The sequence below is a fragment of the Mycobacteriales bacterium genome (assembly GCA_035504215.1).
GTDB lineage: Bacteria > Actinomycetota > Actinomycetes > JAFAQI01 > JAFAQI01 > DATAUK01.
This window is the reverse complement of sequence record DATJSI010000124.1, coordinates 1-2053: the sequence shown is the minus strand read 5'-3', so window position 1 is coordinate 2053 and position 2053 is coordinate 1. Positions and strand designations below refer to the sequence as shown.

The following is a 2053-nucleotide window of genomic DNA, read 5'->3' as shown; positions in this document are numbered from 1 at the left end:
ACTACAACAAGCAGCACCACACCAACGTCGCGGTCCTCGGCTGGGACGAGCAGAACCAGAAGGGCGAGTTCACCGGCGACTTCACCAACCAGACCAAGGGCGAGACCGTCACCCAGACGTTCATCAACGAGGGCGCGGACGTCATCTTCCCGGTGGCGGGCAACGTCGGCCTCGGCGCGGCCAAGGCGGTCCAGGACGCGGACGCCTCCGGCGGTCACGTCAACATGCTCTGGGTTGACACCGACGGCTGCGTCAGCGCCGCGCAGTACTGCAAGTACTTCATCAGCAGCGTCACCAAGGGCATCCAGGCCGCGGTCAAGGGCGCGGTGACCTCGGCGGCGTCCGGCTCGTTCAAGGGCGGCACCTACGTCGGCACGCTGGCCAACGGCGGCGCCGTGCTGTCGCCGTTCCACGACTTCTCCGGCACGGTCCCGGCCGCGCTGCAGTCCGAGCTCAAGACGATCGAAACCGGCATCGAGAACGGGTCGATCCAGACGCCGACCAAGAGCCCGGTCTAAGGAGCGGTCGATCATACGTGGAACTTGAGCTCAGGGGCATCACCAAACGGTTTGGCCCCCTCGTCGCCAACGACGGGATCAGCCTTTCCGTTGCCCCTGGGCAGGTTCACGCCCTGCTCGGCGAGAACGGAGCGGGGAAGACCACCCTGATGAACGTCCTGTTCGGGCTGACCCAGCCCGATCAGGGCGAGATCCACATAGATGGCAAGGCGGTGAGCTTCCGCTCGCCGAAGGACGCGATCGAGGCCGGCATCGGCATGGTGCACCAGCACTTCATGCTGGTGCCGGTGTTCACGGTCGCGGAGAATGTCACGCTCGGCATCGAGCAGGCCGGCCCGGCCGGCCTGCTCGACCGGCGCAAGACCCGGGCCGAGGTGCGGGAGCTGTCGCACCGCTACGGCCTCGACGTCGACCCCGACGCGCTGATCGAGGACCTGCCGGTCGGCCTGCAGCAGCGGGTCGAGATCGTCAAGGCGCTCGTCCGGCAGGCCAACGTGCTGATCCTGGACGAGCCGACGGCGGTGCTGACGCCGGCCGAGACCGACGAGCTGTTCCGCATCATCGGGCAGCTGCGGGACGGCGGCACCTCGATCATCTTCATCTCGCACAAGCTCAAGGAAGTCCAGGCGATCGCCGACACGATCACCGTGCTCCGCCGGGGCAAGGTCGTCGGCCAGCGCACGCCGCCCGCGACCGAGGACGACCTGGCGTCGCTGATGGTCGGGCGCGACGTGCAGCTGCGGGTCAGCAAGGAGCCCGCCCAGCCGGGCGACGTCGTGCTCGACGTCGCGGAGCTGACCGTCGCGGGCGAGCACGGGCTGCCCGTGAACGGGCTGTCCTTCCAGGTCCGGGCGGGGGAGATCCTCGGCATCGCCGGGGTCCAGGGCAACGGGCAGACCGAGCTGTGCGAGGCGCTGATGGGGCTGCGCCCGACGGCGGCCGGCTCGGTCACGCTCAACGGCCGCGACCTCACCCACGCGGCGCCGCGCGCCCGGCTGCGGGCCGGCGTCGCCTACGTGCCGGAAGACCGCAAGGAGGACGGGCTCGTCGGCTCATTCTCGGTGGCCGAGAACCTCATCCTCGACACCTACAACCGGCCGCCGTTCGCGTCCGGGGTCAACCTCAAGCTGCCCGCGATCCGCGCCAACGCGACCGCGCTGATCGAGGAGTTCGACGTCCGCACCGGGTCGCCCGCCACCCCGGCGGGCACCCTCTCCGGCGGCAACCAGCAGAAGGTGATCCTGGCCAGGGAGGTCGGTCGCGAGCACAAGGTGCTGATCGCGAGCCAGCCGACCCGCGGCCTCGACGTCGGGTCGATCGAGTTCGTGCACCGCCGGATCGTCGAGCAGCGCGACCACGGCGTCGCCGTGATCATCGTCTCGTCCGAGCTGGACGAGATCTACGCGCTGTCGGACCGGATCGCGGTCATGTACGAGGGCAAGATCACCGGCTTCCGCGACCCCGACGTGTCGACCGCCGAACTCGGCCGGCTGATGGCGGGCGGCGCCGACGGCGGCCACGCGCTCGCGCTCGGC

The 2053-nt window shown here is 69.8% G+C and carries 2 protein-coding genes; both read left to right on the top strand.

The features are described from left to right. Positions 1 to 518, top strand: a 518-nt coding sequence (locus tag VME70_14530; protein HTW21415.1) for a BMP family ABC transporter substrate-binding protein, incomplete at its 5' end; no start/stop codon positions are given. Positions 519 to 535: 17 nt separating this feature from the next. Next, a partial coding sequence (locus tag VME70_14525; protein HTW21414.1) for an ABC transporter ATP-binding protein occupies positions 536 to 2053 on the top strand: 1518 nt, incomplete at its 3' end.